The organism is Arthrobacter sp. BGA-UO-ETr-C19, assembly GCF_059568005.1.
Map to the genome: position 1 here is coordinate 27,211 of NZ_JCAQPC010000005.1, position 26,552 is coordinate 53,762.

27 protein-coding genes are annotated in these 26,552 nt (G+C 67.1%); 14 read left to right on the plus strand and 13 right to left on the minus strand.

What is annotated here, in order from left to right; all coding sequences use genetic code 11:
• Complete coding sequence (locus AC57BR_RS00505; RefSeq protein WP_496357840.1) at positions 1-579, plus strand: dihydrofolate reductase family protein; 579 nt, start codon at positions 1-3, stop codon at positions 577-579.
• Between the two features lie 37 nt (positions 580-616).
• On the opposite strand, the gene AC57BR_RS00510 is transcribed toward AC57BR_RS00505, so the two are convergent.
• The 4 genes from AC57BR_RS00510 to AC57BR_RS00525 are packed head-to-tail and all read right to left on the minus strand — an operon-like array spanning position 617 to position 2,689.
• Positions 617-1,099, minus strand: coding sequence for a YbaK/EbsC family protein (locus AC57BR_RS00510; protein WP_496357841.1), 483 nt, complete (start codon positions 1,097-1,099; stop codon positions 617-619).
• Positions 1,100-1,115: 16 nt separating this feature from the next.
• Complete coding sequence (locus AC57BR_RS00515) at positions 1,116-1,988, minus strand: SURF1 family cytochrome oxidase biogenesis protein (protein WP_496357842.1); 873 nt, start codon at positions 1,986-1,988, stop codon at positions 1,116-1,118.
• Entirely contained in the window at positions 1,989-2,249 is a 261-nt protein-coding gene (locus AC57BR_RS00520; protein ID WP_496357843.1) for a hypothetical protein, read from the minus strand.
• Positions 2,246-2,689, minus strand: a complete 444-nt coding sequence (locus tag AC57BR_RS00525; protein WP_496357844.1) for a DUF3099 domain-containing protein — start codon at positions 2,687-2,689, stop codon at positions 2,246-2,248. Before AC57BR_RS00525 ends, AC57BR_RS00520 begins: the two co-directional genes overlap by 4 nt.
• Positions 2,690-2,828: 139 nt before the next feature.
• On the opposite strand from AC57BR_RS00525, the gene AC57BR_RS00530 reads away from it, so the two are divergent.
• The 3 genes from AC57BR_RS00530 (at position 2,829) to AC57BR_RS00540 (ending at position 5,554) form a co-directional block, all read left to right on the plus strand.
• Positions 2,829-3,554 (plus strand): beta-ketoacyl-ACP reductase, encoded by a 726-nt coding sequence (locus AC57BR_RS00530; RefSeq protein ID WP_496357845.1) that lies wholly within the window; start codon positions 2,829-2,831, stop codon positions 3,552-3,554.
• Positions 3,555-3,715: 161 nt separating this feature from the next.
• A complete protein-coding gene (locus AC57BR_RS00535; RefSeq protein WP_496357846.1) occupies positions 3,716-4,468 on the plus strand; it encodes an SDR family oxidoreductase in 753 nt (250 codons plus the stop codon).
• A 225-nt stretch (positions 4,469-4,693) separates the two neighbouring features.
• Entirely contained in the window at positions 4,694-5,554 is an 861-nt protein-coding gene (locus AC57BR_RS00540) for a VOC family protein (protein WP_496357847.1), read from the plus strand.
• Between the two features lie 10 nt (positions 5,555-5,564).
• Here the strand turns inward: AC57BR_RS00540 and serB are convergent, their stop codons facing one another.
• The gene (gene serB / locus AC57BR_RS00545; RefSeq protein WP_496357848.1) at positions 5,565-6,470 is read right to left on the minus strand and encodes a phosphoserine phosphatase SerB; all 906 of its coding nucleotides are present in this window, start codon (positions 6,468-6,470) and stop codon (positions 5,565-5,567) included.
• Between the two features lie 182 nt (positions 6,471-6,652).
• On the opposite strand from serB, the gene AC57BR_RS00550 reads away from it, so the two are divergent.
• Positions 6,653-7,411, plus strand: a complete 759-nt coding sequence (locus AC57BR_RS00550) for a phosphatase PAP2 family protein (RefSeq protein ID WP_496357849.1) — start codon at positions 6,653-6,655, stop codon at positions 7,409-7,411.
• Here the strand turns inward: AC57BR_RS00550 and AC57BR_RS00555 are convergent.
• From AC57BR_RS00555 to AC57BR_RS00565, 3 genes are all read right to left on the minus strand, one after another.
• Positions 7,388-8,650 carry an MFS transporter gene (locus tag AC57BR_RS00555; RefSeq protein ID WP_496357850.1) on the minus strand — a complete coding sequence of 421 codons (1,263 nt, stop codon included), beginning with the start codon at positions 8,648-8,650 and terminating at the stop codon, positions 7,388-7,390. The genes AC57BR_RS00550 and AC57BR_RS00555 overlap by 24 nt on opposite strands.
• A 170-nt stretch (positions 8,651-8,820) precedes the next feature.
• Positions 8,821-9,999, minus strand: a complete 1,179-nt coding sequence (locus AC57BR_RS00560; protein WP_496357851.1) for a cation diffusion facilitator family transporter — start codon at positions 9,997-9,999, stop codon at positions 8,821-8,823.
• Positions 9,996-10,358, minus strand: coding sequence for an ArsR/SmtB family transcription factor (locus AC57BR_RS00565; RefSeq protein ID WP_496357852.1), 363 nt, complete (start codon positions 10,356-10,358; stop codon positions 9,996-9,998). Before AC57BR_RS00565 ends, AC57BR_RS00560 begins: the two co-directional genes overlap by 4 nt.
• 91 nt (positions 10,359-10,449) lie before the next feature.
• On the opposite strand from AC57BR_RS00565, the gene AC57BR_RS00570 reads away from it, so the two are divergent.
• From AC57BR_RS00570 to lplAB, 5 genes are all read left to right on the plus strand, one after another.
• Positions 10,450-11,235 carry an ABC transporter ATP-binding protein gene (locus AC57BR_RS00570; protein ID WP_496357853.1) on the plus strand — a complete coding sequence of 262 codons (786 nt, stop codon included), beginning with the start codon at positions 10,450-10,452 and terminating at the stop codon, positions 11,233-11,235.
• An 18-nt stretch (positions 11,236-11,253) separates the two neighbouring features.
• On the plus strand, positions 11,254-12,039 hold the full coding sequence (locus AC57BR_RS00575; RefSeq protein ID WP_496357854.1) for a sulfite exporter TauE/SafE family protein: 786 nt from the start codon (positions 11,254-11,256) through the stop codon (positions 12,037-12,039).
• A gap of 19 nt (positions 12,040-12,058) precedes the next feature.
• Entirely contained in the window at positions 12,059-12,868 is an 810-nt protein-coding gene (locus tag AC57BR_RS00580) for a TrmH family RNA methyltransferase (protein ID WP_496357855.1), read from the plus strand.
• 167 nt (positions 12,869-13,035) lie between these two features.
• Positions 13,036-13,293 (plus strand): type B 50S ribosomal protein L31, encoded by a 258-nt coding sequence (locus AC57BR_RS00585; RefSeq protein ID WP_003802336.1) that lies wholly within the window; start codon positions 13,036-13,038, stop codon positions 13,291-13,293.
• A gap of 82 nt (positions 13,294-13,375) precedes the next feature.
• Entirely contained in the window at positions 13,376-14,470 is a 1,095-nt protein-coding gene (lplAB, locus tag AC57BR_RS00590) for a lipoate-protein ligase LplAB (protein ID WP_496357856.1), read from the plus strand.
• Positions 14,471-14,478: 8 nt separating this feature from the next.
• On the opposite strand, the gene pepN is transcribed toward lplAB, so the two are convergent.
• Both pepN and AC57BR_RS00600 read right to left on the minus strand, forming a co-directional pair.
• The gene (pepN, locus tag AC57BR_RS00595) at positions 14,479-17,112 is read right to left on the minus strand and encodes an aminopeptidase N (RefSeq protein WP_496357857.1); all 2,634 of its coding nucleotides are present in this window, start codon (positions 17,110-17,112) and stop codon (positions 14,479-14,481) included.
• 55 nt (positions 17,113-17,167) lie between these two features.
• Complete coding sequence (locus AC57BR_RS00600; RefSeq protein ID WP_496357858.1) at positions 17,168-18,193, minus strand: YeiH family protein; 1,026 nt, start codon at positions 18,191-18,193, stop codon at positions 17,168-17,170.
• A gap of 156 nt (positions 18,194-18,349) precedes the next feature.
• On the opposite strand from AC57BR_RS00600, the gene AC57BR_RS00605 reads away from it, so the two are divergent.
• Genes AC57BR_RS00605 through AC57BR_RS00615 form a run of 3 tightly spaced genes read left to right on the plus strand, consistent with a single transcriptional unit; the run spans position 18,350 to position 21,712 of the window.
• A complete protein-coding gene (locus AC57BR_RS00605; protein WP_496357932.1) occupies positions 18,350-19,945 on the plus strand; it encodes a circularly permuted type 2 ATP-grasp protein in 1,596 nt (531 codons plus the stop codon).
• On the plus strand, positions 19,938-20,864 hold the full coding sequence (locus tag AC57BR_RS00610; protein WP_496357859.1) for an alpha-E domain-containing protein: 927 nt from the start codon (positions 19,938-19,940) through the stop codon (positions 20,862-20,864). The genes AC57BR_RS00605 and AC57BR_RS00610 overlap by 8 nt, the downstream gene beginning before the upstream one ends.
• Entirely contained in the window at positions 20,861-21,712 is an 852-nt protein-coding gene (locus AC57BR_RS00615) for a transglutaminase family protein (RefSeq protein WP_496357860.1), read from the plus strand. Before AC57BR_RS00610 ends, AC57BR_RS00615 begins: the two co-directional genes overlap by 4 nt.
• Positions 21,713-21,727: 15 nt before the next feature.
• Here AC57BR_RS00615 and AC57BR_RS00620 read toward each other — a convergent pair whose 3' ends face one another.
• From AC57BR_RS00620 to glgC, 3 genes are all read right to left on the minus strand, one after another.
• On the minus strand, positions 21,728-22,210 hold the full coding sequence (locus AC57BR_RS00620; protein WP_496357861.1) for a pyridoxamine 5'-phosphate oxidase family protein: 483 nt from the start codon (positions 22,208-22,210) through the stop codon (positions 21,728-21,730).
• A gap of 86 nt (positions 22,211-22,296) precedes the next feature.
• Positions 22,297-23,748 (minus strand): SDR family NAD(P)-dependent oxidoreductase, encoded by a 1,452-nt coding sequence (locus tag AC57BR_RS00625; protein ID WP_496357862.1) that lies wholly within the window; start codon positions 23,746-23,748, stop codon positions 22,297-22,299.
• A gap of 77 nt (positions 23,749-23,825) precedes the next feature.
• Positions 23,826-25,241 carry a glucose-1-phosphate adenylyltransferase gene (glgC, locus tag AC57BR_RS00630; protein ID WP_496357863.1) on the minus strand — a complete coding sequence of 472 codons (1,416 nt, stop codon included), beginning with the start codon at positions 25,239-25,241 and terminating at the stop codon, positions 23,826-23,828.
• A gap of 99 nt (positions 25,242-25,340) precedes the next feature.
• On the opposite strand from glgC, the gene glgA reads away from it, so the two are divergent.
• Positions 25,341-26,537 carry a glycogen synthase gene (glgA, locus tag AC57BR_RS00635; protein WP_496357864.1) on the plus strand — a complete coding sequence of 399 codons (1,197 nt, stop codon included), beginning with the start codon at positions 25,341-25,343 and terminating at the stop codon, positions 26,535-26,537.
• Positions 26,538-26,552 lie beyond the last annotated feature (15 nt).

Here is a 26,552-nt window from a genome sequence, read left to right on the forward strand (position 1 = left end):
ATGGCCGCTACCTATACCTTCGACGTCTTTTCGAGCCTCGACGGCTTCGCCTCCCACAGCGGAAACTGGGGCGGCTACTGGGGCAAGCAAGGCCCCGAGCTGCTCGAGCACCGCCTCGCCTTGTACGGCGAGGAGCAGCGGATGGTCTTCGGGGCCAACACGTATCGGGCGTTCGCGCGGATGCTGGCGGCGAGTAGCGAGGAGCCCGAGGTCCTTGACCCGTGGGTCACGCGGATGAGGAACCTGCCGGCAACGGTGGTTTCGAGAACGCTGCAGGAACCACTTGACTGGCCGGACGCGGCTGTCGCGAGTGGCGACGCAGTCGACGTCGTGGCCCGGCTCAAGGACGAGTCAGCAGTGCCGCTGCGTTCCCACGGAAGCCTGTCGATGAATCGGGCACTGATGGCCGCCGGTCTGGTGGACCGCGTCCAGGTGACTCTCTTCCCTGTGATCACCGGTCAGACAGGGGCGGAGCCGATCTTCCAGGGCGCTGCCGACTTCGACCTCGAGCTGATCGAGAGCCGGACGCTCGACGGCCACACCCTGGAGCTCATCTACCGGCCCACCCTGCACGCCTGACTCCAGGGCACACCAAAAGGCCTGAACGGCCCAGCCCTCACCGGACCCGGAGCGCGCGGGCGTCCGTGATGCGCTGCAGCTCCTCGTAGCTGATGGAGAACATGGAGTGATGGTCGCCGGCTCCGGCCCAGAGCGTTGGGTGCTCTTCGAGCGACGCGTCCAGCAGGGTGCGGATCTTGGCAGGATGGCCCACCGGCGCAACACCGCCCACCTCCTGGCCGGTGTGGTGCAGCACGAAGTCCGGGGCCGCACGGCGGATCCGTCCGGTACCCAGCTGGGAGGCGACCAGCCGGACGTCCACTTTCGCGGCGCCGCTGGCGAGGATCAGCAGGGGAGTACCGTCCACTTCGAACACCAGGCTGTTGGTGATCGCCGCCACGTCGCAGCCGAGCGCGTCAGCCGCAGCGGCCGCCGTCGGAACCGCACCGGGAAGAACCGTGACTGTGTCCCGGGCTCCTGCTGCGGTGAGGGCGCGGCGCACGTTGGCCACCGGGTCGGTGGCCACCGCATCGGCAGGCATATCCGTGCTCCTGTCGTCAGTAGCCCTGGGCATCCAGGATCGCGTCTTCCTCTTCTTCCGCAGTCGGCCGCTTGCGCTTCCGGGGTGCCGGCGGACGACGGCGGGCTCCCGCGGGGGTGTGGGCAGGCCCGCCGTCCAACGCCTCGGCGTCCTCGGCATCCATCGCAGCGTTGCGCGCCTGCTGCCGGGCAGCGTAACCAAAGCCCACGAACATAAGGACGCCGAAGGCGAACCACTGCAGCGAGTAGGACAGGTGCGTTCCCTCGTCCACCGAGGGCATGGGGAACGGCTGCGGCATGTCCGCCACCGGTGGCGTCTCCGACGCGAGCTGCCCGTAGGCCCCGGTCAGGAGCGGATAGCCCAGCTCGGAGGCGTAAGTTGGCAGGTCAATGGACGCCAGCTGGCCCTCCGGCGCGCCGCGCTGGAGCGTGGGTTCGCTGTGCTTGAGCCGCACCACCGCCGTGATCTGCCCGGACGGCGGCGCCGGAATGGAGTCCGGCCGGCCGGGGGTCTTGTTGCCGATCGGCAGCCAGCCGCGGTCAATCACCACAGTCTCGCCCGACGCGAGCTTGAACGGCACCACCACTTCATACCCGGGCTGTCCGTTGAGGGGACGGTTACGAACGATCCGCTGCCCGTCGACGTCGTAGCTGCCCTGGAGCTTGACCTGGGTCCATTCCCGGGACGGGTCCAGCTGGTTGAACTCGTTGCGGGCCTGATCAAAGGTGACGGGAGTTGCCGAGTAATTTGACGTTACCCGCTGGATTTCCGCCAGGGTCTCCGCCCGGCGATCCATCTGCCAGCGGCCAAGGAAGACGCAGCCGGTGGCGAAGATCGCGGCCAGCAGGAGGTAGCCCAGCCACTTGCTGGAAAACAGGAACTTGTACATTCAGCTGTTCCCGCCGGTCTCTGCGGCCTCGAGCGGCACGGTCTCCTTCCAGAGCCCGCGCGTCTGCAGGTAATCCTCCAGCCACGCCTTGTGCTCGCCGCACGCCAGCCACACCTTGCGGCGGTCAGGCGTGTGGATCTTGGGATTGTTCCACAGCAGCTGCCAGGACGCGTCGGCCCGGCACGCTTTACGGGAGCAGGTGACCGCGGATGCCGGTCCGGCAGGATCGCCGCTGCCGCCACCCAGATTGAAAATGTTCATGAAGCTTTCTGTCCCCGGCCGTCGTCGTCTTCTTCGTCATCAGCAATGAGTTCGCCCTGGAGCACCGTCGGTTCATCCGCGGCGTCGGCGCCTTCTGCAGTCCCGGATCCGTCGGCAGACCCCAGCTCAGCGTAGGGCGTGTAGTCGAGCAGCGCGTCGCTGTGGATCTCGGCCTTGTCCGAACCGTTTGCGATCACGACGGCAATCCAGGGCAGGAAGACCGCGCCCGCCACCGCAACCAGCTTGAACCACCCGTCCACCACGAAGATCAGGATCAGGCACACCATGCGGATACCCATGGCGACGGCGTACTTGATCATGCGCTCCCGCATGTCTTCGGAATGCGCTGCGGCGGCATCCGTAATGCTGACTACTTCCGGATGGCCGGCGGCGTCACGCTTCCCGGGCGTCTGCTGTCCGGGCTGGGGTTCAGGTGTCACGACTGTCTGATCACACTCCAATGGCTACCCCAATTCTCTCACCATCCGAAGGTGGCTCCCAATCGGACGATAAGATCGGAGGCAGTCAAAAATCCAGCCACCACAGCGGAGCCATGCTCCGCAGAAATCCGGAGCACACATGTCTGAAGCAGCAACCACGGCCCGCAGCGTCCTCATCACCGGCGGAAACCGCGGCATCGGCCTGGCCATCGCAGAGGCATTCCTGGCCAACGGGGACAAGGTGGCCGTGACGTACCGCAGCGAATCGAAGCTGCCGGAGGGCATCCTCGGGGTCAAGGCCGACGTGACCGACGAAGCCTCCGTGGACGCTGCATTCAAAGAGGTGGAGGCCGCCCACGGCCCCGTCGAGGTTCTGGTAGCCAACGCCGGCATCACCAAGGACACCCTGCTCCTGCGCATGAGCGAGGATGACTTCACGTCCGTCATCGACACCAACCTGACCGGCGCCTTCCGCGTCATCAAGCGCGCCTCGAGGGGCATGATCCGGCTTCGCAAGGGCCGCGTGGTGCTCATCTCCTCCGTTTCAGGCCTGTACGGCGCACCGGGGCAGATCAACTACTCCGCTTCCAAGGCCGGGCTCGTCGGCATTGCCCGTTCCCTAACCCGTGAGCTCGGTTCGCGCGGGATCACGGCCAACGTCGTGGCGCCCGGGTTCATCAACACGGACATGACGGCAGAGCTGCCGGAAGCCACCCAGAAGGATTATCTGTCCAGCATCCCCGCCGGGCGCTTCGCAGATGCCTCCGAGGTGGCCAACGTGGTGCGCTGGATCTCCAGCGACGAGGCCGCGTACATTTCCGGCGCCGTGATTCCGGTCGACGGCGGCCTGGGCATGGGACACTAGGCCCCTCTGGCGCCAACACAACTTTCGCCAACGCACGGGCCGGCACCTTCTTTGTCGTGTTCCGACAAAGGAAACCGGCGCGCCCGCTGGCATGATGGACTGCAGGCCATCAGTACTTAGACGTTTTGCACAAAGACATAGCTTTAGACAAGGGAGCCCACATGGGACAGCTGGACAACAAGACAGCCATCGTCACCGGTTCTTCGCGCGGCATCGGCGCCGAAGTTGCCAAGATCCTCGCCGGCGAGGGCGCCGCCGTCGTCGTTAACTATCGCCAGAAGGCGCCGCGCGCCAACAAAGTGGTGGCCGGGATCGAGGCCGACGGCGGCCGCGCCGTTGCCGTTGGCGCGGACCTGACCACCCTCGAAGGCGTGCAGGCGCTGGCCAGCGCCGCCATGGAAAACTTCGGCTCGCTCGACGTCCTGGTCCTCAACGCCTCGGGCGGCATGGAAACCGGCATGGAGGAGGGGTACGCCCTCAAGCTCAACCGCGACGCCCAGGTCAACATGCTCAACGCCGCCGTGCCCCTCATGAAGGAAGGCTCCCGGGTTGTCTTCGTGACCAGCCACCAGGCCCACTTCATCAACTCGGTCGCCACCATGCCCGAGTACGAGCCCGTGGCCCGCAGCAAGCGCGCCGGTGAGGACGCCCTGCGCGAGCTCCTGCCAAACCTGGCGGACAAAGGCATCTCCCTGGTGGTCGTGTCCGGCGACATGATCGAGGGGACCGTGACCGCCACGCTGCTGGACCGTTCAAACCCGGGAGCCATCGAGGCCCGCCGCGCCGAAGCCGGCAAGCTGTACTCCGTCGAGGAGTTCGCCGCAGTGGTTGCCAGCATGGCCACCGCCGACGTCGAGTCCGGCCACACGGAATACGCCGGCGGCGCGGACTACTTCGGCAAGGACGCCGGCTAGTCGCTCCCTCCGCGGGGGCCTTACACGGTTACTTGACACGAAGGCCCGGTGCAATAGCGCCGGGCCTTCGTGGTCCCCGCTGCCGGCTGTCCCTCCAACGCGCTGTCCCCGCTGCCGGCTGTCCCTCCAACGCGCTGTCGCCGCAACCCGCTGTCTCCCGCACCAGCGCCCAAACCAGTCCCGCAGGCGTTGTCCGGGCGGCCCGGGACGCCTAGGGTCATAGCCATGGCAGAGGACGCAGCAGAGACGAAGCGGAGCTATCCGGCCGGCGTGCCGTGCTGGGTGGACAGCCAGCAGCCCGACGTGGAAGCAGGCATGAGGTTCTACGGGGGGCTGTTGGGCTGGGAGTTCGACGCCGGTACGGCGCCGCCCGGGGACACTGGCGGTTACGTGGTCGCCCGGCTCGGCGGCCAGGAGGTAGCTGCCATCACCGATTTGGGCCCCGGGCCCCATGGCGTCCCGGCCTGGAACACCTATATCGCGGTCGAGGATGCAGACGCCGCGGTGCGTCACCTGCTCTCAGCCGGCGCCACCCTGAAATCGGCCCCTGCCGATACGGGCATTGGAGGTGTGCGGGCCGCGCTGGCCGATCCCGAAGGAGCGGAGTTCCGGATCTGGCAGCCGGGGCAGCGCCCGGGCGCCCAGGCGGTCAACCTGCCGGGCGGCTGGAACTTCAGTGACCTTCACACAGCGGACACGGATGCGGCCGCGGACTTCTACGCCAGGGCCTTCGGCTGGCAGTTCGACCGCCTCGACTTCGGCACCATGATCCGCCGCCCCGGGTACGGCGACCATCTGGAGGCAACAGTCGACCCCGGCATCAGGGCCCGGCAATCGGGTGACATGGTCCCGGCCGGCTTCGCGGACGCCGTGGGCTGGCTTGCACCGGTGGCCCCGGGCGAGCGGCCGCACTGGCATGTCACCTTCACCGTCGCGGACCGGGACTGGGCGACGCAGGAGGCAGAGCGCCTCGGCGGCCACGTCCTGGGGCAGGACGACACCGAGTGGACACGGACTGCCCTGATCAGGGACCCCGGCGGGGCTATGTTCACGGCAAGCCAGTTCACGCCGCCGTCGGGCTTCTAGTTCTGGTGGTTCAGACTCCGGCGATGTGCCGCACCGCGTCCAGGTACGGCATGTTGATGGCGGCGTCAGCCACGGCGCGGACAGCGGGCTTGGCATTGAAGGCCACCCCGATGCCGGCGGCGCCGAGCATATCCAGGTCATTCGCTCCGTCGCCCACGGCAATGGTGTGCTCCACCGCGATGCCCTCTGCGGCTGCCCATTCGCGGAGGTACTTTTCCTTGGCGGCGCGGTCGATCACGGCCCCGAGGACCTTGCCGGTCAGGGCCCCGTCCACAATTTCCAGCTCGTTGGCGATCCAGTAGTCCATGCCCAGGTCCTCGGCGATGGGGCGCAGGATCTGGTTGAAGCCGCCCGACACCACCGCCACGGCATGGCCTGCGGCCTTGAACGCGGCCACCAGTTCGGCGGCCCCCTCACTCAGCTTCACTTCCGCGCGGACGGACTCGACGACGTCGGCCGGCAGCCCCGCAAGGACGGCCACGCGGGCGTGCAGGCTTTGCGCGAAGTCGAGTTCACCGCGCATGGCAGCCTCCGTGACGGCAGCTACTTCATCGCGCTTTCCGGCGTACGCGGCGAGGAGCTCGATGACCTCCTGCTGGATCAGGGTGGAGTCGACGTCCATGATGAGCAGCTTGCGGTGCGCCTTCCGGAGTTCCTCGGGGACGATGGCTGTGTCCACGCCGGTCCGCTCCGCGTTTTCCTTCGCAGCGGCAATCGCGTGCCGCAGAGCGGCGATGTCCGCAGCGGAGCCGGATGGCACGGAAAAGTCCACGGTGCAGACGTCGAAACGTCCGTCGCCTGTGCTGGAGGCTTCTCCGAAGGTGACGCCGGAGCCCGCCAGCAGGGACCGCAGGATTTCCGGTTCCGAGGGGGACAGTTTCGGGCCATAGCTGACCGCAGTCACGTTCGAAGTCATGGCTGCAATCTTATCCAGCGCAGCGCCGCCTCCCGAATCCGTTGGGCATTCATCGCATGACATCCGCTGCCAGGCATCGATTGCCAGCATCCGTTGCGTTGGTCCAGTGCGCAAAAGCGGTCCCCAGCCGGCTCCCAGCAAACGTCCGGCCAACCCGGAGGCCGGTCGGGCAGAATGGTCCGATGCTCTTTGCCCTGATTGCCCGCCTGCGTCCGGCGCCCCTGCTGCGGGCGCCGCGGGAGGTACTTTTCTGCTGGGCCGGGGCTCTCCTGGTGGCCGGTGACGCTGTTTTCTGGCTCATGTTCGCTGCCATCCAGTCGGACTCGGGGCTGGCAGCGATGGACGGCCCTGTGCACAGCCTCATGGTGGATTCCCGGAATCCCGCCGCCACCGTGCTGTTGGCGGCCCTGACCACCGTGACGTCACCGGAAGTGCTGGGCGTAATCGGCGCGGTGTTTGCGGTGGCCTGGGCGCTGTGGAAGCGGGAGCTATGGCGGCCGGCCGTGCTCATGGGCGCCATGGTGCTGGCCGTCGTGCTGACCACCCTCATCAAACAACTCGTGAGCCGGTCCCGCCCGCCCGTTTCTGATTTCCTGCTTGGCCCGGACGACGCGCTCTCATTCCCCTCGGGGCACACGGTGGGGATCGGCGTGTTCACGGTTGTGCTCACCTATCTCGTTTTGTCACGGTCCGGGACACGTACGACGGCGGTGCTTGGGTTCGCCGGGGCCTTTGCAGTCACGGCGCTGGTTGGCTTAAGCCGGCTGTATTTGGGCTACCACTGGCTCACCGACGTCGTGGCTTCCTTCGGGGTGGCGCTTGCGATTGCCGCGGTAGCGGTATTCACGGACGCAGCCCGGCACGGTTCTGCGAAGAATCGCTCCAAAACCCCGGGGGGCCCGGACGCTGATGATGCCTCAGCGCGGGACGCGCAGCCGTAGCAGTGCCACGGCTGCGGCCGCGACTACTGCCGCCGCGAGGGCGCTGACGCCGGAGTAGCCGGTCAGGCCCATGACCGGCCCTGCAGCCGCGCTTCCCAGTGCTCCGGCCAGTGACATGGTGGCGTCCGAGAACCCTTGGACGGGGACGCGTTCAGCGGGTGTGAGAGTAGCCACGAGCAGGGTGGAACCGGCAACGGTTGTTGTCGACCAGCCCAGCCCGAGAAGGACCAGGCCGAAGGTGACCGAGCCCATGTTCTGGGACGCCAGCCCGGTCAGTGCCACAGCCGCGAGCAGGGTGAGCAGACCCGCCAGGACAGCGGTGCGCGGCCCGAGCCGGTCGGTGAGGACTCCCATCAGCGGTGAGAGGGCGTACATCCCCGCAATGTGCAGGGAGATGGTCAGGCCAATCAGAGCGATGGTGTCCGGATTTCCGGCCGAGTGTCCGGCGTGATGCTGCATGTGCAGCGGTGTCATGGACATCACGGCGACCATCACCGCGTGGGCCGCAATGACAGCGATGACGGCTGCGAGGGCCGTGGGGTGCTGCCTGACGATCCGCCATCCTTCCCGCCAGCTGCCGGAGCGTTTGGAAGCCGGCAGGAGGTCCGCCCGGTCAAGGGCGCGACGGGTCAGGAGCGGGTCCGGGTGCAGGGACAGCGCCACGATGGCAGCGCCAACCACCATCCCCAGCGCGGAAATCAGGAAGGGGCCGGCAGCAGGCGGAATGTCCAGCCAGCCGGCCAGGACGGCACCGGGAGCCACCATGTTAGGCCCTGCCACGGCGCCGACAGTGATCGTCCAGACCACCAGGGACAAGTCCCGTCCCCGGTGGGCCGGCTCGGCCAGGTCGGTGGCGGCAAAGCGGGCCTGCAGGTTCACCGCCGAAGCCAAACCCACCAGGAAGGCCCCGCCGAGCAGGAGCACAAACAGTTCCGTGGTCACGGCCGCGACCATCAGGAACGTGCCGGCGATCGCTGCAGCCAGCCCGGTGGTAAGCGCCACCCGGCGTCCCCGGCGCAGGGCCAGCCGGGAAAGCGGAATCGCCGTGGCCGCGGTGCCCAGGGTGAGGGCGGTGTTGACGGACCCCGCCCACCCTTCGGAGCCTGACAGGTCAACGGCCAGGATGGAGCCCAGGGCGAGGGTCGAGCCGTTGCCCAGGCCGGAAAAGATCTGTGCGACCGATAGGGTCCGAACGATGCGGCGCTGTGTGGAACGGGTTGCTTCGGCGGTGCTGGTCACGTTGCGTGGTCCCCTCGGGCAGGTGCTAGTCGTGGACACTCCACAAGACAACTGTGCTGCCATGGGTTTAGGCGTTCAACCATGACGAGATCCGACTGACTCGGGCACCGGGCACTGGGTGCACTGGACACGTGGCCCGCAGGACTCCCTCGGCGAAATAGCCGGTGGAACTACGACGTGTGGGTACCGGCAGCCGTGGGCGTCAGCACCATCTCGTCGAGTTTGGGCAGGGCGTGCCGGAGCCGGTGCTTGGCTTCGTGCAGGATCTGTTCGGCCAGCCGAAGACTGGCGCCGTCGTCCACGGCGATGGTCGCCGCACCTTGAAGCCGGTGCCCAACCCACCGCAGCTGCACGCGCTTCACGTCAATCACGCCAGGAGTACCCTCAAGAGCGCTGCGGGCACGGTCCACGAGCTCAGGCTCAATTCCGTCCATCAGGCGGCGTCCGATGCTGCGGACTGTTCCCCACAGCAGCATGATGATGGCCGCGGAGATCAGCAGGCCGACGATCGGGTCCGCCAGGGGGAAGCCGAGCATGACGCCGCCGGCGCCGAGGACCACGGCGAGGGACGTGAAGCCATCCATCCGCGCATGAACGCCGTCAGCCACCAGCGCCGCCGAACCGATCCGGCGCCCGATCCTGATGCGGTAGATCGCCACCGCCTCGTTTCCGGCAAAGCCGATCAGCCCTGCGGCCATGACCCAGCCCAGATTCTGGAGCACCTGCGGGTGAATCAGCCGGTCCACCGACTGCCAGGCCGCCAGTACCGCCGAGAGAGCTACGACGGCGACGATGAACAGCCCTGCCAGGTCCTCTGCCCGGCCGAAGCCATAGGTGTAGCGGCGGGTGGCCGGGCGGCGCCCCAGGATGAACGCCACCCAGAGGGGGACGGCGGTCAGGGCATCGGAAAAGTTGTGAATGGTATCGGCCAGCAAGGCAACCGAACTGCTCACCAGGACGACAAGGAACTGCAGGACGGTCGTCCCGAGCAGCATGAACAGGCTGATCTTCAGCGCCCGGATGCCCCGCGCGCTGGCTTCAAGGGCGTCATCGACCGAATCGGCCGCGTCATGGGTGTGCGGGACGAACAGTTCGAAAAGCCAGCCCTTCAGCCCCTTGTGATGCGCATGCCCGTGCTCGTGTGAGTGGTCGTGCCCGTGCTCGTGTGAGTGGTCGTGCCCGTGGTCGTGTGAGTGGTCATGCCCATCGTCGTGGTGATGATGCCCCTGGTCCCCATGGCCATGTGAGTGACCGTGATCATGCTCACGGTGGTCGTGCTCGTCGTGCTCGTGGTGACCGGGGGCGCTTCCGCCCGCTGGCACGCCGGTGGTCTGCGTCCGGTCGCTCATGATGCGGCTCCCTTCATGCGGTGGTGGGCCGGCTGCCCGCCGAGCGCATGCTCGGCCTGGAAGATTGCATCCGCGACGAGCTGGCGTGCGTGCTCATTTTCGAGCCGGTAGAGGACCCTGGTCCCGTCCTGGCGCGTCGAAACCACGCGCGCCAGCCGCATCTTGGCCAGGTGCTGGGACACCGCCGCCGGCGATTTACCCACCACCTCGGCCAAAGCTCCCACGGCCATCTCACCCTCGCGCAGAGCCAGGATGATCCGCACCCTGGTGGCGTCCGCCAGCATGGCAAAGATCTCCACTGCTAGCTCCACATACTGGCTGTCGACGTCGAGCCTGCAAGCCTGCTTATCTGCGTTCATACGCATATAATGCCATAAGTGAGGAAGGCCCGCCGACGGCTGGCGTTACCGGTTATCAGTCCCACCGTGTTTTGTCCTAGTGTCTACTTCTATGAGTGAAGTTCTTGAAATGGCCGCCGTCAGCGTTGTGCGCGGAGCCAAAACGCTCCTGAGCAAGGTGGACTGGCAGGTCAGGGAGGGCGAGCGGTGGGTCATCCTTGGCCCCAACGGCGCCGGCAAGACCACTCTGCTGCAGATTGCCGCTGCAAGGCTTCACCCCACCAGCGGCATCGCCGGCATCCTGGACGAAAGCCTCGGAAAGGTGGACGTCTTCGAACTGCGGCCACGGATCGGCCTCTCCTCGGCCGCCCTGGCCAACCAGATCCCCGAATACGAGACGGTGCTCAACGTCGTGGTCACCGCGGCCTACGGCGTGACCGGCCGCTGGCGCGAGGGCTACGAAAAGGACGATGAGCGCCGTGCCTTTGCCCTCCTGAACGACTGGGGCATGGGCCCGCTCCTGAACCGCAAGTTCGCCACGCTCTCCGAGGGTGAACGCAAGCGCGTCCAGATTGCCCGGGCCCTCATGACCGACCCCGAACTGCTGCTGCTCGACGAGCCCGCCGCCGGTCTCGACCTGGGCGGCCGCGAGGACCTGGTGCACCGCCTTAGCCAGTTGGCCATGGACGAGGACGCCCCCGCGATCGTGCTGGTCACCCACCATCTTGAGGAAGTCCCGCCGGGCTTCACCCACGCCATGCTCATGCGCGACGGCGAAGTGGTGGCCGCCGGGCCGGTCGAGGAGGTCCTCACCTCGGTCAACCTGAGCGAGACCTTCGGCCTGCCCCTGGACGTCTCGGTCAACGCCGGCCGTTACACGGCAACAGCCCGCCGCTAGCGGAGCGGCCCGCACAGCGTGGAGTTTTTCAGCGGCATCTTTGTGTTCTTCGCCGGCCTCTGGGCGGGCACCATCAACAGCGTCGTCGGGTCCGGAACGCTTGTCACCTTCCCGGTGCTGATCGCCCTGGGCATCGCACCGGTCACCGCATCGATGAGCAATGCCATGGGCCTGGTCGCCGGTGGCGCCGCAGGGGCGTGGGGTTACCGGCGCGAGCTGAAGGGCCGCGGCCGGCAGCTCCTGCGGCTGCTCCCGGCGTCCCTGCTGGGCGGCATCACCGGAGCCTGGCTCCTGCTCCACCTACCGGAGAAGGTCTTCCACTACGCGGCGCCGGTCCTCATTGTCCTGGCCCTGCTGATGGTGGTGTTCCAGCCCCGGCTGCAGCGCTGGGTGCGGAACCGTGAGGAAAACCCCGAGCACGCCCTGCGGGACAAGCACCACGGCGTTTTGCTGGTGATGCTCGTCTTCCTCGCCGGAGTCTACGGCGGCTACTTCGTGGCGGCACAGGGAATCCTGCTGGTGGGCATCCTCGGGGTTTTCATGACGGGCACCATCCAGAACGCCAACGCCATGAAAAACGTCCTGGTACTGGGCGTGAACCTGATCGCGGCCGCGTCCTATCTGCTGTTTGCCTTCGACCGGATCAACTGGGCGGTGGTGGCCATCATCGCCGTCAGCTCCCTGATCGGCGGCCTCGTCGGCGCCAAGGTGGGCCGCAGGCTGTCCCCGCCTGTACTGCGCGGAGTCATCTTTGCCCTTGGCCTGGTGGCGCTCGGCTTCCTGGTCGCGAACCTGCTCAAGTGACTACGGAAATGACTGGCCGGTGACTTTCCACTATCTCGAGTCTGCCGCGGATCCGCGCGTCGCCGACTACACCCAGCTCACGGACGTGCACCTCCGGAAACTCCGCGAACCCGCCGAGGGCATGTACATCGCCGAATCCTCCCGCGTCCTGCGGCGCGCCCTCGCCGCCGGGCACCGGCCGCGGTCCTTTTTCCTCGCCGAGAAATGGCTTCCGGACCTCGAGGACATCTTCGAGCAGTACCCTGACGTTCCCGCGTACATCGGCAGCGCCGGACTCCTGGAGGAAATCACCGGGTTCCACCTGCACCGCGGAGCCATGGCAGCCATGCACCGCCCGGCGCCGGTTCCGCTGCCGGAACTGCTGGCCGGGGCCCGGCGCGTGGCGGTCCTCGAGGACATCGTGGACCACACCAACGTGGGGGCCATCTTCCGGTCGGCAGCGGCGCTGGACGTCGACGCCGTCCTGGTCTCGCCACGCTGCGGCGACCCGCTGTACCGCCGCAGCGTCCGCGTCAGCATGGGCACCGTCTTCCAGGTGCCGTGGGCCAGGCTGGAAAGCTGGCCGCAGGACCTGACCCCCCTCAAGGAGCAGGGGTTCACGGTGGCAGCCATGGAGCTCACCCACGATGCCGTGGACCTGGACGAGCTGGCAGCCAGAAACCCGGAGCGGCTCGCCCTGGTGCTGGGTACGGAAGGTGCCGGCATGAACGCGGACACACTTGCCGCCGTCGACCTCGCCGTGAAGATCCCGATGCGCACGGGCGTGGACTCACTCAACGTGGCGGCGGCGTCCGCCGTCGCATTCTGGGAGCTGCGGCCGCGGGCCTGACCACCCGGAGCGGCGGGTTCGTTAGAACCTCCAGCATCCGCTATGATTGATAGCTGGTTCCCCTGTGTTTTTCGCTGGCCTTTTGGCCGGCCGAAGCACGGACGGAAGCCATCCCATTCATACCTGGCAACTGGCAAAATCCAGCTGCGTGAACAAAAGGTCCCATTATGAAGTCTGATATCCACCCGAAGTACGAAGCTGTTGTTTTCAACGACCTGGCCTCCGGCACGAAGTTCCTGACCCGCTCCACCGTGTCTTCCTCGAAGACCATCGAGTGGGAAGACGGCAACACCTACCCGGTCATCGACGTCGAAATCTCCTCCGAGTCCCACCCGTTCTACACGGGCAAGCAGCGCATCATGGACTCCGCTGGCCGCGTCGAGCGCTTCAACGCTCGCTTCAAGGGCTTCGGCGGCAAGAAGTAATTCACTTCTCCCCAAGGTTCTTTGGAAAGCCCGCACCGGCAACGGTGCGGGCTTTTCGCGTTTGTGGGGCAGGATGGAAGGCATGACTGCCATGCCAATATCTACAGGGGGAGAGGCGGCCCCGGGGCTGCACGGCGAGTACAAGGTCCCGGGCGGCAAGCTCGTGGTGGTGGACCTGGACGTCGTGGACGGCGCCTTGGCGGACGTTTCCCTCAGCGGCGACTTCTTCCTCGAACCGGACGAGGCCTTACTGGCCATCAACGCCGCCCTGGGAGGACTGCCGGAAAATTCGACGGCGGCTGACATCGCCGCCGCGGTGGAGGCTTCCCTCCCGGAGGACGCGGTGCTGTTCGGGTTCTCTGCCGACGCCGTTGCCATCGCCGTCCGCAGGGCGCTGGCCAAGGCCACTGCATGGACGGACCACCACTGGAACATCATCGCGCCCAGCGTGCTGCCCACCCACCTGAACGTGGCGCTGGACGAGGTGCTCACCGAGGAAGTCGGTGCCGGGCGCCGCAACCCCACCATCCGCTTCTGGGACTGGGAGGAGCCGTCGGTGGTGATCGGCAGCTTCCAGTCCTACCGCAATGAGGTACACCCCGACGGCGTGTCCCGGCACGGCATCACCGTGGTCCGCCGCATCAGCGGCGGGGGAGCCATGTTCATGGAGGCCGGCAACTGCATCACGTATTCGCTTTACCTGCCGCAGACCCTCGTGGACGGCATCAGCTTCGCCGACTCCTACGCTTTCCTCGACGCGTGGGTCATGGCCGCCCTGAAAAAGCTCGGCATCGACGCCTTCTACGTCCCGCTCAACGACATCGCCACCGGCCAGGGCAAGATCGGCGGGGCGGCCCAGAAGCGGCTGGCCAACGGCGGCATGCTGCACCATGTGACCATGAGCTACGACATCGACGCCGACAAGATGGTGGACGTGCTCCGGATCGGCAAGGAAAAGCTCTCGGACAAGGGAACCACCAGCGCCAAGAAACGCGTGGACCCTCTGCGCCGCCAGACAGGCCTGGCACGGGCCGAGATCGTAGCTGCCATGATGGAAGTGTTCGCCGAACGCTACGGCGCCACTCCGTCAGAGATCACGGCGCAGGAGCTGGAGACCGCCCGTGAACGTGTCGAATCAAAGTTCGGCACGGACGCGTGGCTGCACCGGGTGCCTTAGAAACCGGCTCAGAGAGCCTGCGCCGCCAGCGAACGGTGCAGATGGCTGCGCTCTTCGATGATGATCCGGCGCAGGGCACGCGGGGCGTCCGGGTGCTCTGAGAGCCAGCGGTCGGTGCGTGCCAGCACGGGATGGTCCTCCGGGTTCCCGGCCGGGCCCAAATCCCGGACCCCGGGATAGAGCCCACGGACGATCCGGCTCGCGATTTCGATGCTCCGCTCCGCCCACACTGTTTCCAGGCACTCGAAGTAGGGCTCCACAAACGGGTCCAGGAGTTCTTCGGAGGCGGTGTTGAACCCCGCTATGGTCGCGCTGAGCAGCTGGTTGGAGAGCCCCGTCCCGCGGACCGCCGCGTCCCAGGCCGCGGCCTTGACCGCCGCCTCAGGCCGGGCCGCCAGCGCCGTGGCATGCCCTGCCCGTCCGGAGGCCGTGGTGTCCCTGGCCAGCTCGGCGTCGAGCTCCTGCTCCGCGGCCAGGCCCAGGGCCGCCAGGGCGTGCCACAGGCTCCAGCGGAGCTCCGCGTCCACGGCCAGTCCGGGCACCCGCTCGCTGCCGTCCAGCAGCCCGCGCAGCAGTCCCGCCTGGCTGCCCTCGGTCCGACTGACCGTGGCGAGTGTCCTGGCCCAGGAAAGTTGCTGGTCGGAGCCGGGCTCCGCCGCGTACAGTTCCCGTGCCGCGCCCTCGGCAAAGGACTTCCGCAGGCCTTCACGTTCTGTGGCCGGCACATACTGTTCGAGGGCCATGGTGGCGTTGCCCTGGACGTTCAGCAGGACACCGATTCCGGACTCGGCGGCAGCAAACCGGAGAACGGCATCCACGTACTGTGAAGCCGGCGTGATGCCGTCCCGGGCCGAATTCCACAGCGCGGACCAGCACAGGGCGCGGGCCATGGGGTCGCTGATCCGGTCCAGTGAGGCCCGGACGGTGGCCTCGGAGACGGGGTCCAGCCGGACCTTGGCATAGGTGAGGTCCTCGTCATTGACCAGGAGCAGCGCCGGGCGGGCCTTCCCGGACAGGGCCGGGACTTGCTCGGCCGCGCCGGCCAGGTCGGTCTCCACGGAATCAGTCCGGACCAGCATGCCGGCGGCGTCGAAGTTGTAGAGCCCGATCCGCAGCCGGTGCGGGCGCGGTTCCTGACGGCCGGTGGCCGGGTCGATAGCGTCCTGCAGCAGCGTGACCCGCCCGAGGGTGCCGCCGTCGGGCGTTACAGTGCCGTCAGCCGGTTCAGCCGTCTCCAGTTCGGCGCTCAGCGTTGAGATGCCGGACGTCTGAAGCCACTGCCTCGCCCAGGTAGTGAGGTCCCGGCCTGAGGAATCGGCGAGGGCGCCGAGCAGGTCCGCCAGCGTGGTGTTGCCGTACTCGTGCTCCCTGAAGTACTGACGCGAGCCGGCAATGAAGGAGTCGAAGCCGACGTACGCCACGAGCTGCTTGAGGACGGAGGCGCCCTTCGCGTACGTGATGCCGTCGAAGTTCTGCTTGGCCGCCTCGAGGTCCGGGATATCGGCGACGATCGGGTGGGTGGTGGGCAGCTGGTCCTGGACGTAGGCCCAGGCCTTCCGGTTGTTCGCAAAGTTGACCCAAGCCGTCTCCCAGTCCGTGGCACGGTCCACGCCGAGGGTGCCCATGTAGTCCGCGAAGGATTCCTTCAGCCACAGGTCGTCCCACCACTGCATGGTCACGAGGTCGCCGAACCACATGTGCGCCATCTCGTGCAGCAGCGTGTTGGCCCGGCCCTGGTACTGGGAATCGGCCGCCCGCGAAGTGAAAACGTAGTGTTCCGTGAAGGTGACCAGGCCGGGGTTCTCCATCGCGCCCAGGTTGTATTCGGGCACGAAGGCCTGATCGTACTTGCCCCACGGATAGGGGTAGTCAAACAGTTGGTTGAAGAATTCCAGTCCCTGCTTGGTGAGCCTGAACAGCTCGGCGGCGTCGAACGACGGCGCCATGGAGGCCCGGCAGTAGAGTGCCAGCGGCACTTCAAGGCGGGTCCCGCCGTCGTCCGTCCTGCTCCAGTGGTCCTCGGCCTTGAAGTAGGGCCCGGCCAGCACCGAGGTGATGTAGGTGGACATGGGCAACGTGGGAACGAAATCCCAGCGGGCCGCCGCGGCGTCGTCCGCCAGCGGCAGGCGCGCTGCCTCTGCGCCGTTGGAGGCCACCTCCCAGCCGGCCGGGGCAGTGACGGAAAAGGTGAACCGGGCCTTGAGGTCGGGCTGTTCGAAGTTGGCGAAGACCCGGCGGGCATCGGCCGGCTCGTACTGCGTGTAGAGGTAGCACTGGCCGTCGGCCGGGTCGAAGAACCGGTGCATGCCTTCGCCCGAGCTGCTGTACAGGGCAGTCCCGGTGACCATCACCCTGTTCTCGGGCTGGAGGTTGTCCAGCCGGATCCGTGCCCCGTTTACCACCTCGGAGACCGGCAGTTCGACGCCGTTGAGGACCACGCTGTGCACATCCCCGGCGATGAAGTCCAGGAAGGTGGATGCGCCGGGTTTCGCTGCCGAGAAGGCGATGGTGCTCCGGCTGGTGTAGCCGGCCTGCGCCGGATCCGGTGCGCTGCGGACGTCGAGCGAGACGTCGTAGCTATGTGTGGTGATCAGGGCGGATCGCTCTGCCGCTTCGCTGCGGTGGAGATTCTGGTTCGGCACCCAGCTATTGAATCACGTGCGCTATTGCACCACGGGGGATATTGAATCGCGTGCGCTATTGGACCATCAGCAGCGCGGCTGCCAGGCCGAGGACCGCGATCAGCAGCCAGGCCGCGAGGGCGGCCAGGACGGCGCGCGCCCCGGTGTGCAGCAGGGTGCGGATGCGCACCGCCGATCCGAGGCCAAACAAGGCTGCGCCCAGCAGCACGTCCTGCAGCCCGGCCGCCGCCTCAAGCCAGCCGGTGGAGAGCCAGCCGCTGGAGCGCAGCGCCACCATCACGATGAATCCAATGACGAACAGCGGAACAAGCGGAGGCTTGCCCGCGGCGTGGCCGCCATCCAGGCTGTCTGCCTCCCGGCGGTGCCGGATCCTCTGCTCCGCCCCGGCCATGGCCACCATCGGCGCCAGGAGGATCACCCGGGTGAGTTTGACGACGACGGCGAGGGCCAGTGCCGCCGGACCGGCGGTTTGCGCTGTGGCCACGACCTGCCCCACGTCGTGGACGGATGCACCGGTCCACGCACCGAAGGCCTCGGTGCTGAGGTGCAGCGGATGGACCAGCAGCGGGAGCACGCCGATGGCCAGCGTCCCGCACAGCGTCACGAGCGCCACCGGCAGGACCGTGTCCCGGTGGCTGATGCGCCGGACCGCGGCCATCGCGCCGATCGCCGAGGCACCGCAGATGGAAAAGCCGGTGGCGATCAGCAGCGCAGTGTCGGCGGGAAGCCGGAACAGCCGGGAAATTCCGTAGGTGCCCGCGAAGCTGGCCACCACCACCGCCGTGATGAGCAGGAGGGCCAGCCAGCCGAGGCCCAGCACGTCGGAGAGGCTCACCTTCAGTCCCAGGAGCACGATGCCGCCGCGCATCAGGTGCTTGCCGGCGAAGTCCAGCCCCGGCCGGGCGCGGCCGGCCGTCCACACGGCCGTGCCGGGAAGGTTGGCTGCAAGCAGGCCCAGGACCACGGCCAGGGTCATGGCCGGAAGCGCGGGCACGGCGCCATGAATGGCAAACGCGAAAGCCAGGGCGACGACGGCGGTCAGCAGGCCGGGCAGAATCCGGGTAAAGTTCTGATGCGTCATCCCGCGCAACTGCGCTAGCAGCGGCGGCGGGAGTCGGAAGTCTGGCACCTCCCAACCTTGCCGGACGCCGCCGCCAAAGACCAACCGGAAGCCCGCCAACACGCCAGGGCGGGACGGGAAATGAATTCGCAACAAAAAGGTGGTTGGCTAATGACCATGTCTGACCTATTCCAGGATTACTCCGAGGCTGCCGGCCGCACCGGCGCCTACGACGAGATGTTTGCCCCAGGGCAGAAGGCACGCCAGTCGTATGGCCAGGTTGCGGGCGCCCTGCGGGAGCTGTCCCTGGCAGACGTCAGCGCCCGGGCGGACTCGATGGCGAGGACGTTCCTGGACCGCGGCGTGACCTTTGACTTCGCGGGGGAGGAGCGCCCCTTCCCGCTGGACATCGTGCCGCGCGTCATCCCTGCCCGCGAATGGGACGTGCTGGAACGCGGCGTGGCCCAGCGGGTCCGCGCCCTTGAGGCGTTCCTGAACGACGTCTACGACAAGATGACCGTGGTGTCCGACGGCGTGATCCCGCGGCAGCTGGTCACCACCAGCGCGCACTTCCACCGCGCCGTGCACGGCTTCGAACCTGCCGGCGGGGTGCGCGTGCACATCTCCGGCATCGACGTGGTGCGGGACGCCGCCGGAACGTTCCGGGTCCTGGAGGACAACGTGCGTGTGCCCTCCGGCGTGAGCTACGTGCTGGAGAACCGGCGGGCCATGGCCAAGGGACTGCCGGAGGCCTTCGGCCAGCAGCTCATCCGGCCCGTGGAGGAGTACCCGCGCAGGCTGCTGTCCGCCCTTCGTAAGACGGCGCCGTCGGGCGTGGACGACCCCACCGTGGTGGTGCTGACCCCGGGTGTTTTCAACAGCGCGTACTTCGAGCACACCCTGCTGGCAGGCCTGATGGGCGTGGAGCTCGTGGAGGGCCGCGACCTTATCTGCCGCGGCAACCGGGTGTACATGCGCACCACCGCCGGTGAGCAGCGCGTGGACGTCATCTACAAGCGCATCGACGACGATTTCCTCGACCCCCTGCAGTTCCGCGCCGACTCCATGCTCGGCTGCCCCGGCCTGGTCAATGCCGCCCGCGCCGGCGGCGTCACCATCGCCAACGCGGTGGGCAACGGCGTGGCGGACGACAAACTGGTCTACAGCTACGTTCCGGACCTGATCCGCTATTACCTCGGCGAGGAACCGGTGATCGCCAACGTGGACACCTTCCGGCTGGAGGAGAAGGAAGCCCGCGAGCACGTCCTGGACCGGCTGGACGAACTCGTGGTCAAGCCCGTGGACGGCTCCGGCGGCAAGGGCCTGGTGATCGGCCCGGACGCATCCAAGGACGAACTCGAGGCACTGCGCAAGCGCATCATCGCCGACCCCCGCGGCTGGATCGCGCAGCCTGTGCTGCAGCTGTCCACCGTGCCGACGCTCAGCGGCGACAAGTTCGGCCCCCGGCACGTCGACCTCCGGCCGTTCGCGGTCAACGACGGCGACGACGTCTGGGTGCTGCCCGGCGGCCTTACCCGGGTGGCCCTCAAGGAAGGGTCACTGATCGTGAATTCCAGCCAGGGCGGCGGGTCGAAGGACACCTGGGTGCTGGCCGGTTCACCGCAGGTGCCGGTGGAGCGGCTGCCGCAGCAGTCCGTCACCGTCCGCGAGCGGGTCTCCGTGTGGCCGGTCGAGAGCAACTGGCGCGACCGGCAGTCGGAACAGCAGCAGCAGCAGATTTCTGACGCGCAGGAGGTACCCGCGAATGCTTAGCCGAATTGCCGAATCCCTGTTCTGGATCGGCCGCTACGTTGAACGTGCCGACGGCACGGCCCGCATCCTCGATGTCCACCTGGAGCGCCTGAACCACCTGCCCACCGAGGAGCGGCGCAGCGTTGCCCGCGAGCTGCTCGGCGTCATGGGGGCACGCCCGCAGAGCGAGGACTTCGGGCTGGAGGAACTCCTCCACGCCCTCGCCTACGACAAGCAGAGCGCCACCTCGATTGCAGGCTCCCTCGGCGCCGCCCGCGAGAACGCCAGGCGTGCCCGCGAAACGGTCTCGTCCGGTCTCTGGGAGAGCCTGAACACCACCTACTACGGGCTGAACCAGCACCGCAAGGACGTCGTGGGCACCTACCGCTTCTGCCACTGGGTGCTCGAGCGTACAGCCATGGTCAGCGGCCTGGCCGACACCACGGTCAGCCACGATGACAGCTGGCTCTTCCTGGCGCTGGGCCGCTCGCTGGAGCGGGCCGACATGACCGCCCGGATGCTGTCCACGAGGGACGTCCTCTCCGCTGGCATGTCCTGGGTGAACATGCTCCGCTGCGCCGGCGCCTACGAGTCCTTCCTGCGGACCCGCCGGGCCGCGTTCGGCGACCAGCACGCGGCCGAGTTCCTCCTGCTGGACCGGCTGTTCCCGCGCTCCATCGTCTACGCCCTGCGCGACGCCGACGAGTGCCTGGCGAAGCTGGACCCCTCGGCCCAGCGCGTCGGCTTCATCAACGACGCCCGCCGGATCGTGGGCCAGGCCCGCACCTTCCTTGAGTTCCACCGCACGGACGACCTCATGTCCGAGCTGCCGGAGCACATGGAGCGCGTGCAGAAGGCCGTGTCCCAGGCCTCCGACGCCATTTCCCGTAAGTACTTCAATCAGGCGGACGAACTGGCCTGGGTGGGAGAAGTTTCATGACCCGGCTGAGCATCGTTCACAGGACCGGCTACAAGTACAACAAGAGGGTCACGCTGTCCTACAACGAGGCACGCATGACGCCGCTGACGGACCCGCAGCAGGTGGTGCTGGAGTCCTCCATGAAGGTCACGCCATCGCAGGCTGCCGTCAGCAGCTACCGCGACTACTGGGGCACCCGGGTCACGGCGTTCGACATGCAGATGCCGCACGAGCACCTGGAAGTCCTTGCCACCACCACAGTGGAGGTCCACCGGGCCATACGTGTCCCCTCGGAGGCCGACATTGTGGGCTGGGACGAGCTCGCTTCACCCGAGATACTCAACCAGTTCAGCGACTGGGTGCCGCAGTCACAGCTCACCGGTCCGGGGGAGGAGGTCCTCGGCATCATCCCCGGTGTGGTCGAGGGCAAGAACCCGCACGAGGCCGCCATGGCCATCTTCGCCTGGATGCGCGGCGAGATGACCTACATGAAGGGCACCACCGGCGTCACCACCAACGCCGAGGAAGCCTGGACCCAGCGCCAGGGCGTGTGCCAGGACCTGGCCCACCTCGCCATTGGTTCCCTGCGCAGCTGCGGCATCCCGGCCCGGTACGTCTCCGGTTACCTGCACCCGCGGTCGACGGCGGACATCGGCGAGGCGGTGGCCGGCCAGTCGCATGCGTGGCTGGAGTGGTGGGACGGCGAATGGCGCAGCTGGGACCCGACCAACCACAAGCCGGCCGGCGACTTCCATGTGACGGTGGCGCGCGGCCGCGACTACCGGGACGTGCCACCGCTGAAGGGCATCCTCTCCGGTGGCGGCGGCTCGAACCTGAGCGTGAGCGTGGAGATCACCCGGCTGGCCTAGGCTCCAGCGGAAGCTTCACTCCGCCGAGGTCTTAACCGCGCCGCTGAGCTGGGTCCACCAGGTCAGCGGCGCGGTGACCTTGAACCGCCTGCCGGTGATCGAGTCCGGCGTGATGCGGATGAAGTTGTCCTTCTGCCCTGCCTGCCATGGAAAAAGGTAGAGCGAGGCGGAATCGAGGATCTCCTCGGTGCTCTTGAGGGCGGCAGCCTTCCCTTTGACCACCACGCTCCAGGCCAACCCGGAAGTCGCATCCACGCCGTCGGCTTCCAGTGCCACGGCGGATTCCCCGAGGGCGCCACCAAGTTTGGTGCCCTCGCCTGTGCGGAACACCAGTGTTCCGTGGTCCACGGTGTAGTTGAGCGGGAAGATATCCGGATGGTCGTCCACCCACACGGCGAGGCGACCCACGGAAACCTGCCTCAGCAGGTCCCAGCACTGGCTGGAATCCAGGTGTTCAACGGACTCGTGGGATGCGTCGGCGGGCTGCACGTTCGTCATGGACCAGAGCCTACGCTGGAGCCACAGGTCCCGCCAGAGCGCAGCCGGCTAGCCGGACCGCGGCCCCGACAGAAGACGGCGGCGGTCTACCAGGGGCTGGCCTTGTAGTCCTTCAGGAACACACCGTACTGGTCCTCGCCCTTTTCACCCATGACGATGGGGTCGTAGACCCGGGCCGCACCGTCCACCAGGTCCAGGGGAGCGTGGAAGCCTTCCTCCATCAGCCGGACCTTGGTGAAGTGCGGGCGTTCGTCGGTGATCCAGCCGGTATCGACGGCGGTCATGAGGATCCCGTCGGTTTCCAACATCTCCTGGGCGCTGGTCCGGGTCATCATGTTCAGGGCCGCCTTGGCCATGTTGGTGTGCGGGTGGCCGGGTCCCTTGTACGCGCGGGAGAACTGGCCCTCCATGGCGGAGACGTTGACGATGTACTTGCGGTGCGCCGTTGAGCGCTTCATGGCGTCCCGCAGCCGGCTGACCAGCAGGAACGGCGCGGTGACGTTGCACAGCTGGACCTCGAGCATCTCCAGCGGGTCCACCTCGTCCACCACCTGCGTCCAGCTGTTGATGGTGGCCAGGTCCGGGACCAGGCCACCGGCGTCGATGGCCGTTCCGGCCGCGATCCGCTCCAGTGATGCCGAACCGGTGGACAGGGCAAGGGACGTGACGGCGTCGCCGGCCAGGACCGGATGTTCGGTGACGCTACTGGCAATCGCGAGCGGGTGCTTGTCGTGGGCGTGGCCGAAGGTGACCAGTTCCGGGCCGCCGTTGGCCACCTCCAGGGCGGCGGGCAGGGGCTCGTCCTCTGCGTCCACGAGCGGCTTGTAGGCATTGCCGGAGCGGCGCACCGTCTGGGCTGCGTTATTGATGATGATATCCAGCGGCCCCGCGGCATTGAGGTTATCGGTGAGAGCCATGACCTGCGACGGGTCGCGGAGGTCGATGCCCACGATCTTCAGCCGGTGCAGCCATTCCCCGCTGTCCTCCATGGCGGCGAAGCGGCGCGCGGCGTCCTTGGGGAAACGCGTGGTGATGGTGGTGTGTGCGCCGTCGCGCAGCAGCCGCAGGGCGATGTACATGCCGATCTTGGCGCGGCCGCCGGTCAGCAGGGCACGCCGGCCGGTGAGGTCGGTGCGGGCATCGCGCTTGGAATGGCTGAACGCCGCGCACTCGGGGCACAGCTGGTGGTAAAAGGCGTCCACCTGCGTGTAGTGCTGCTTGCAGATGTAGCAGGGCCGGGACCTGATGAGGTGGCCGGCGACCTGTCCCGTGGCGGACGGGGCAAGCTTGTTGCCGCGCGTCTCGTCGTCGATCCGGTCCGGCGCGGCGGTGGCGGTCTGCGCAAGCACGGCGCGGTCCGCTTCGGCGATCAGGTCGCGCTTGGTCACCCGCCGGTGCCGCTTCACGGCCTTGAACATCTTGCCGGTGGCGCGGCGCACCGAGACGTAGTCGGGGTGTTCCTCGTCGTAGACGTGGATGGTGTTCAAAACCTTGAGGCAGGCCTGAATCTCTTCAGGCGTCAGATCGGCGGAGCTCATTGATCTGATTTTACAGCCTGTGGAGCGTCAGACCTGCCTCAGGGAAATTGTTGAACCGGGATTACTTCAACAGGGGATCAGGAACGGACGGCCTGGTGCGGCGGGGAGTCCACGCCGACGGAGGCCGCCTGGACCTTGCCCACCTGTTCCACCGAGTTGCGGACCTCGGGCCAGTTCTCGGTGGCGGCCTTTACGGCGTCGGGGACCAGGTGCAGGTTCGCGGCGGACAGCGCCCGCTCCTCGTCGCCCGGCTCAGGAACGGCCTGGCCCTTGGAGAGCACAGTGATTCCCGAGTCGGTCACCTTGAAGCCGCGGGAGCGGTCCAGTTCCGCATCCAGGCCGATGGCCGCACCGGCGGGCACCTTGACGTTCTTGTCGATGATGGCCCGGCGCACCACGGCGCCTTCGCCGATCTGCACCTTGTCCATGAGTACTGAATCGATGACGCGGCTGGCCGAGCCGACGTAGACGTCGTTGGACAGCACGGAGCCTTCCACGATGCCGCCGGAGATGACCACGCCGCTGGCGACGATGGAATCAAGGGCCGTTCCCACGGTGTTGTTGTCGCCGCGCACGAACTTGGCCGGCGGGGAAATGCTCTGGCGGGTGTAGATGGGCCACTCGGAGTTGTACAGGTTGAACACCGGCAGCGGCGAGATCAGGTCCATGTGGGCTTCGTAGAAGGAGTCGATGGTGCCTACGTCGCGCCAGTATGTCCGGTCCCGTTCGGTGGAACCGGGAATGTCGTTGAGGGTGAAGTCGTACACGCCGGCCTGCCCCTGGTTGACGAAGTAGGGGATGATGTCCCCGCCCATGTCGTGCTTGGTGTCCAGCCGTTCCGCATCAACGTGAAGGGCATCCACCAGGGCGTCGGCGTCAAAGACATAGTTGCCCATGGAGGCCAGGAACTGGGTGGGGTCTGCTGCCAGTCCGGGGGTGGAGGCGGGCTTCTCCACGAACGCGGCGATCTTCTGGGAGTCTTCGGGGTCAACTTCGATGACGCCGAACTGGTTGGCCATGTTCAGTGGCTGGCGGACGGCGGCCACGGTGGCCTTCGCGCCGCTCAGGACGTGCTGCTCGACCATCTGGGCGAAGTCCATGCGGTAAACGTGGTCGGCACCGACCACGACGACGATGTCGGGATTGGCGTCGCGGATCAGGTTCAGGGACTGGTAGATGGCGTTGGCGCTGCCGAGGAACCAGCTTTTGCCGACGCGCTGCTGGGCCGGGACGGAGGCCACGTAGTTGCCCAGCTGCGTGGACATCCGCCACGTCTCGGAGATGTGCCGGTCAAGGCTGTGGGACTTGTACTGCGTCAGGACCACGATCTGCAGGTACCGGGAGTTGACGAGGTTGGACAGCGCGAAGTCGATGAGGCGGTAACTGCCGGCAAAAGGCACGCCAGGTTTCGCCCGGTCTGCCGTCAGCGGCATAAGACGGTTTCCCTCGCCCCCTGCAAGGACAATGGCCAGGACTTTCTTTGTTAACGGCATGGTCGCTCCTGTACGCCTTCGTAACTCCCCAAAAAATCCGGTTTGTCCGGACTTTCTTCACACTAGAACAGTTCCACCGTAACGACTACCTTGGGTAACGTGCGAATAGACATTGTGACTAAAGAATTTCCGCCGGAAATCTATGGCGGCGCGGGCGTCCACGTTGCCGAGCTGAGCCGGGTCCTGGCCAAGCATGTCGACCTTCAGGTGCGTGCCTTTGGCGCGCCCCGGGACGCCGACTATCATGGCGCCTCCGTGACCTCCTACTCGGTGCCCGAGGACCTGGGCGCAGCGAACGCCGCCGTGCAGACGTTGGGCGTGGACCTGCGCATCGTCCCGGACATCGCGGGCGCGGACCTGGTGCATTCGCACACGTGGTACGCCAATATGGCGGGCCACCTGGCGTCGCTGCTGCACGGCATCCCGCACGTGCTCAGCGCCCACAGCCTTGAACCGCTGCGTCCTTGGAAGGCCGAGCAGCTGGGCGGCGGCTACGCGCTGTCCTCGTGGGTCGAGAAAACCGCGTATGAGGCGGCAGCTGCCATCATCGCCGTGTCCGAGGGCATGCGCCAGGACATCCTGCGCAGCTACCCCGAGGTGGACCCGGCCAAGGTCAAGGTGGTGCACAACGGCATCGACGTCAGCCTGTGGAACCGCGACGAAAACGATGACGTCATCCGCACCCTGGGCATCGACCCCGGCCGGCCCAGCGTGGTGTTCGTTGGCCGCAACACCCGGCAGAAGGGTGTCCCGTACCTCCTGCGGGCCGCCGCCAAGCTCCCCGCCGACGTCCAGCTGGTCCTCTGCCTCGGCGCGGCGGACACGCCGGAACTCGCAGCGGAGACCGCCCGGCTGATCGAGGAGCTGCAGAGCCAGCGCAGCGGCGTGGTGCTGATCGAACGCATGCTTCCCCGCAACGAGCTGATCCAGGTCCTGAGCCACGCCACCGCTTTCGCCTGCCCCTCCATCTACGAACCGCTCGGCATCGTCAACCTCGAAGCGATGGCCTGCGGCGCCGCCGTGGTGGCCAGCGCAACCGGAGGCATCCCCGAGGTGGTCAGCCACGGCGAGACCGGCCTGCTGGTGGAGCTCGAGCAGGTGACCGACGGTACCGGCACGCCGCTGGATCCGGAGAAGTTTGTCAGCGAGTTCGCCGCGGCCCTGACCGAGGTCGTGTCGGACCCGGACCGTGCCCGTGCCATGGGCCAGGCGGGCCGCAAGCGTGCCGAGGAACACTTCTCCTGGGAGTCGATCACCCAGACCACGCTGGACGTCTACCGTTCCGTCCTCAGCTAGCGTTACCTAATACAA